Here is a 5268-nt window from a genome sequence, read left to right on the forward strand (position 1 = left end):
ATGGAGGGCCACAGGCGGATGCGCCATTCGTCTCCGGGCGTGGTGGAGCCTGGCCAGCCGCGGGTGATGAAGCGCCGACCGGTGATGAGCGCGTGGTACTCCCCGCTGGGCACGGGCAGCTGGGTGCCTTCCAGGGTCGGGGACTGGTAGTAGAGGCCGTACTCGCTGACGCTGAGGTGTGCTTCGTAGGCTTCTTGCCAGTCCTGCAGGTCATCCTCAGCCGGCGCGCTCCAGCGCTCCAGCGTCAAGGGCATCTCGAAGTTGTTCTGGTGCGGGCAGGTGATGACCAGGCAATGGCGCTCCTGAGCGATGTGGTCGCCCTTGAGGGCTCGCTGCAGCAGAGCCTCGGTGTCGAGGTCGTCGCTCCAGTAGTCGGTCCACAGGTCGAACTGGCCGTAGTCCATGGCCACGACGACGTTGTGTGAGTCGGTGAGGTGAGCTTGATCCACATCTGCACTGTGGCATGCCCGCCCGCCTCGCATCGGGTGATGCAGGTGATCGCCGCGCTCAGCGATCGCTTGCTTTTCGACATGATCGCTGGGTCGTTGACCGCGCGGAACGCGGGATGACCGTGAAGTCGCCCTGCCCGCTGATGACGTTCAGTGGTGTCGAGGTCATAGTCCTACCAGCGTGGGAAGGGCCGGTGTGGTCGGGTAGTCGTCATTCGCCGGACGGGGCGCCGCCGGGTGCTGCGCCGCCGGGTGCTGCGCCGCCGGGTGCTGCGCCGCCGGGTGCTGCGCCGCCGCCCATCCCGAATGCGGCCTGCTGGGTGACGCTGCCGGCGTAGTCGTTCGTGGGGTCGCGGTAGATGGTGTGCACATGGCCCCACCCGCTGGTGGTGACGCCGTCGACGTCCGCGCCTGCCGACCCGTTCTGCGCCTGGAAGGAGACGTAGACGTTCGGCCCGGAGATGGAGAACGAGATCCCGTCGCCGGTGCTCATGTCGTAGGTGGTCTCGCCCGACCAGGCCACGACTGTGTCATCGAGGGTGACCTCGATCTGGGCGAGGGTGGTGGCGGTGCTCTCCTCGTCGGCCATGCCCGCCCAGTTGGCGATGAGCTCGAGCAGCAGCTGCTTCTGCTCCTCGGTCAGTTCGGCGCCGGTCAACCCGGTGCCGGTGGCGAAGTCGCAGGTGTCGCCGGGGGCGCAGGAGCTGACCTCACCCGAGGTCAGGGTCGCCTGCTGCTCGGCGGTGAGGCTGTCGAAGAAGGCGAACGCGTCGGTGTAGATGCCGTCGAAGGGCTGCACCTCGTTGCCGTCGGCGTCGGTGTAGACAGCCGGCTGCACCCCCAGGTGGGTCGGGGCGAAGGTGATCGCGTCGGAGGTGCCATCGAGGGTGGCGTTGATGCCCAGGTGGTGCCCGCCGAACTGGACCTCGAAGGAGCTGGTGGTGGAGGGGTCGCCGAAGAAGGCGATGTAGTACTGGCCCAGGCTCTCTTCGGTGGAGTTCGAGTTCTCGAGCAGGTACTCGTCCCCGCCCATGATGGCGGTGACGGTCTGGTAGGCCTCGTCGCTGAGCAGTGCTTCGAGCACGGCCAGGGCGGCGCTCTGCTGCTCTGCGGTGAGGTCGGTGAGGTTCAGCCCGGCGCGCTCGACGAAGGTGACGGGGAAGTTCGACCAGGAGGTGGTCTTGGTCTCGTCGTCGTAGGCGTAGAGCACCGCCTCGCGCTGCTCCTCGCTCAAGGTGGCCAGGAAGGCCTCGGCCGCGGCGGCGGTGTCGCTGATGGTCTGAGCGGTGGTGGTGGCGTCGGTGGTCGATGCGGCCGCGGCGTCCGTGATCGAGCTGGAGGTGGAGCTGCTCGCCGTCGAGCTGGTCGCTGTGTCGGTGCTCGTGGTGCTGCACCCGGTGAGGGTGAGGCCCCCGGCCAGCAGCACGGCGGCCATCCAAGTGGTACGAGCCCGCGCAGGTCGTCGTCGTGGTGCGGGAGCGGGGGTCGCGTCGATCTCCGTCATGGCACTCACGGTGGACATCTGTGCTTTGCAGAAGCTGTGAGCAGTCAAGGCGGGGCGGGTGCATCGGTGGGAGCTGACTCAGCGGTGCTCCGCGACAGCGCGCAGGCCTCAGTCGAACGCTCGCTCTTCGACGAGACCACGCGATCGGCGCCACAGCGAAACGGTGCATGACCGGTGCCGTGTCCGGGGAGTACGCCCGATGGGTCAACACTCGCACCATCGCAAACGGGCCTGCCCTGCCTGACCCTGACGGACGCGGACGTCGATCACTCCAGCGCCGGCTGCGCGGGATCGACCCAGACGTACTCGACCTGGTCGGCGGCGTCGACCTGGTAGACGAAGACGAACTCGAGCGTCTCCTTTCCCGCGTTGCGGATACCGTGCACGAGGTCGGAGGGGATGTAAACGCCCGCGCCTGCATGCACGTCGTGCTCGGTGCCCTCGAGGGTGACCACGCCCCGTCCACTGATCACGTGGTACACCTCTGGCACCGCGTGCCGGTGCAGCGCCAGGAAGCCGCCGGGGCCCAGACGGGCCACGCCGGAGGTCAGGTCGCGCGTCGCGGTGGATCCGTCGCCGAGGAGGGTGCGAAAGCTCAACTTGCCGCGCTCGTCGCTCCACACTTCTTCGTCCGCCTCGTCGAAGCGTCGTACGACCGGTGACCTGTCCATGGCGCTCCTTAAGGGTCGACGGTGCCTTCCACCCTCGCACGGCTTCGCGTGCTGGGCGCCGCGGTGGGCCACCGCGCACGCTCGTCGGACTGCTCGCAGCGGCTCGCTCATCGGCTACTTGTTGACTTCCCTCACGGTGACGGCCCGGCCAGGCTGGAGCCGAGGTGCCCGGCGTGACGCTCTCATATCGGCTGCCCACCCCCGGTGGGTGTGGCTCTCACATGGCGTGCGGAGCGTCGGGCGCCGCCCGACGGGGGCGTGGCTCAAGAAGGGTCTGTCTCACTCGAAGTAGCGCTGCCCGACCTCGTCAGCAGGAGCGGCCCTACCGCCTTGGTGCGGCCGGCGGCGATGAGAGGGAGACGCGGCATGGACGTCGACTCCGGTGTGATCATCGGGATGGACCCGCACAAACGTTCGGCGACGATCGAGGTCCTCGATCGACGTGAACGCATCCTGGGTGGTGCTCGCTTCACCACCGGCACCGCCGGCTACCGCGAGATGCTCACCGCGGGGCGCGCCTGGCCGCAGCGGGTCTGGGCGGTCGAAGGCGCGGGCGGCATCGGCAAGCACCTGGCCCAACGCTTGGTCGCCGACGGCGAGCAGGTGCTGGACGTGCCGGCGAAGCTGTCCGCGCGGGCGCGGGTGTTCTCCACCGGGCAGGGCCGCAAGACCGACGTCACCGATGCGCACTCCATCGCCCTGGTCGCCTTGCGAACTCCCGTCCTGCGTCGGGTCGAGGTTGATGCCGAGAACGTAGCGCTGCGTCTGCTGGTCGATCGTCGCGATGAGCTGGGAGTGGCTCGCAGCCAGTTGATCAACCGCATCCACAAGTTGCTGCTGGAGTTGTTGCCCGGCGGGGCCAAGGTCTTCCTGACTGCGCCGCAGGCCAAAGCACTGCTGGCCACCGTCCGCCCGCGCGACATCGTCGGGCGGACCCGGCGGTCGCTGGCGGCGGAGAAGATCGCCGAGCTGGCGGTGATCGACAAGAAGATCAAGGCGACGAAGAAGGAACTGACCGAGCTGATCACCGCAACCGGCTCGGGTCTGCTGCAGTTGAACGGCATCGGCCCTTCGGGCGCGGCGCGACTGCTGGGTGATGTCGGGGACATCGCCCGCTTCCCGACCAAGGCGCACTTCGCGTCCTGGAACGGCACCGCACCGATCGATGCCTCCAGCGGGGACAACAACCGCCACCGCCTGTCGCGCTCGGGCAATCGGCGCATCAACCGGGTCCTGCACATCATGGCGATCGTGCAGATGCGCCACGACACCGAGGGGCGGGCGTACTACCGGCGCAAGCTGGCGGCGGGCAAGACGTCGATGGAGGCCATCCGCTGCCTCAAGCGGCGGTTGTCGGACGTGGTCTACCGGCAGATGGTCGCCGACGCGCAGGCCACCACGAGCCCGGCCGAGCCGGAAGAAGGCATCGTTGACGACGTCGCCGAGGTCACGGCTGCTGAGGTGCTGCTGACGGGCCCGGGAGGACAAGCGGGGACGGCTGCTGGCTCCAGCGCGACCGGCTCGGACCCCGGCACCGGCTCTTCGGAGAAGTCACTTCCCGGACCCGCCACGTCCATCGTCGCCACCCGCCGACGAAGCCGCAAGACCCCTGTTCGACCCCACCCTTGACACAGAAGGGAGCCATGACCGCGATGCCCGGGGGCGTGAGGTCCGGCCGAGGGCGGGGAGGTGCGCGTGCGGGATGCTGGGGACATGACGGTCAGCGATGACACCAATCCCGGCCCCGGCCACGACCTGCTGCGGGCCGCGGCGGTCCACGCCTGGTCCCTGGACCGCACCCTGGGCCGCTTCCGGGCCGGAACCACCACCGAACCCGCCGGGCTGCCGCTGCTCGAGCTGCCCGCGGCGCTGCGCGACCACGGCTACCGCACGGTGCAGGTGTGCCACTTCCACCTCCCGCACCGCGACGCCGGCTACCTCGCCGAACTGCGCGCGGCGCTGGCCGAGGCCGGTGTCGTGCTGGACGCGTTGCTGGTGGACGACGGTGACCTGACCCACCCGAGCGAGGCCGCGCGCGAGGAGGCGTGGATCTCCTCCTACCTCGCCGACGCCACCGCTCTGGGAGCCACCCGGATCCGAGTGGTGGCCGGCCAGACCCGCACCGGCACCGCGCAAGCCGACAGCTCCGCGGCGCTGGGGCGCATCGCCGCCCGTGCCGGGGACCTGCGCGTCGTCACCGAGAACTGGGGTGACGTGACGCGCGACGCCGCGGACGTGCGGGCTGTCCTCGACCCCCTCGAGGGGGCGGTGGGACTGCTGGTGGACCTGGGGAACTGGAGCGGTCCGGGCAAGTACGCCGACCTGGCCGAGGTCGCCCCCTACGCGGAGACCTGCCACGCCAAGGCGCACTGGGACGGGGGCGACGTCGACGAGGTGGACTACCGCGAGAGCCTGTCCTCGATCCTCGACGCCGGGTACAGCGGTCCGCTGGCCCTGGTCTACGACGCGGTCGGCGACGACGAGTGGGCGGGGCTGGCCGTCCAGCGCGCGATCGTGGAGGACCTCCTCAGCTGAGCGCTCGACTGAACGGCCGCGTTTCGGACGTGGCCGCTCGGCGACGACCGCGCGGATCGGGGGAGCCGTGACCGCGACGTCGTCGACGTCCACGACAGCGGGATGACCG

The 5268-nt window shown here is 69.6% G+C and carries 5 protein-coding genes; 2 read left to right on the forward strand and 3 right to left on the reverse strand.

The window, feature by feature from the left end:
• From MN205_RS01865 to MN205_RS01875, 3 genes are all read right to left on the reverse strand, one after another.
• A partial coding sequence (locus MN205_RS01865) for a hypothetical protein (RefSeq protein ID WP_242123725.1) occupies positions 1-449 on the reverse strand: 449 nt, incomplete at its 3' end.
• Positions 450-660: 211 nt separating this feature from the next.
• Entirely contained in the window at positions 661-1953 is a 1293-nt protein-coding gene (locus MN205_RS01870) for a DUF3500 domain-containing protein (RefSeq protein WP_242123774.1), read from the reverse strand.
• Positions 1954-2219: 266 nt separating this feature from the next.
• Positions 2220-2624 (reverse strand): cupin domain-containing protein, encoded by a 405-nt coding sequence (locus MN205_RS01875; protein ID WP_242123776.1) that lies wholly within the window; start codon positions 2622-2624, stop codon positions 2220-2222.
• Positions 2625-2990: 366 nt separating this feature from the next.
• Here MN205_RS01875 and MN205_RS01880 point away from each other — a divergent pair, with 366 nt between their 5' ends.
• Together MN205_RS01880 and MN205_RS01885 are read left to right on the forward strand one after the other, a co-directional pair.
• Positions 2991-4253, forward strand: a complete 1263-nt coding sequence (locus tag MN205_RS01880; protein WP_242123778.1) for an IS110 family transposase — start codon at positions 2991-2993, stop codon at positions 4251-4253.
• An 84-nt stretch (positions 4254-4337) separates the two neighbouring features.
• Positions 4338-5159 (forward strand): sugar phosphate isomerase/epimerase, encoded by an 822-nt coding sequence (locus tag MN205_RS01885; protein ID WP_242123770.1) that lies wholly within the window; start codon positions 4338-4340, stop codon positions 5157-5159.
• Positions 5160-5268: the final 109 nt, after the last annotated feature.

The sequence above is a fragment of the Kineococcus sp. TRM81007 genome, from assembly GCF_022669155.1.
Lineage (GTDB): Bacteria > Actinomycetota > Actinomycetes > Actinomycetales > Kineococcaceae > Kineococcus.

Coding starts and splice junctions, on each gene's coding strand:
- MN205_RS01870 (WP_242123774.1), bottom strand. CDS start 1,953: ATGACGGAGATCGACGCGACCCCCGCTCCCGCACCACGACGACGACCT.
- MN205_RS01875 (WP_242123776.1), bottom strand. CDS start 2,624: ATGGACAGGTCACCGGTCGTACGACGCTTCGACGAGGCGGACGAAGAA.
- MN205_RS01880 (WP_242123778.1), top strand. CDS start 2,991: ATGGACGTCGACTCCGGTGTGATCATCGGGATGGACCCGCACAAACGT.
- MN205_RS01885 (WP_242123770.1), top strand. CDS start 4,338: ATGACGGTCAGCGATGACACCAATCCCGGCCCCGGCCACGACCTGCTG.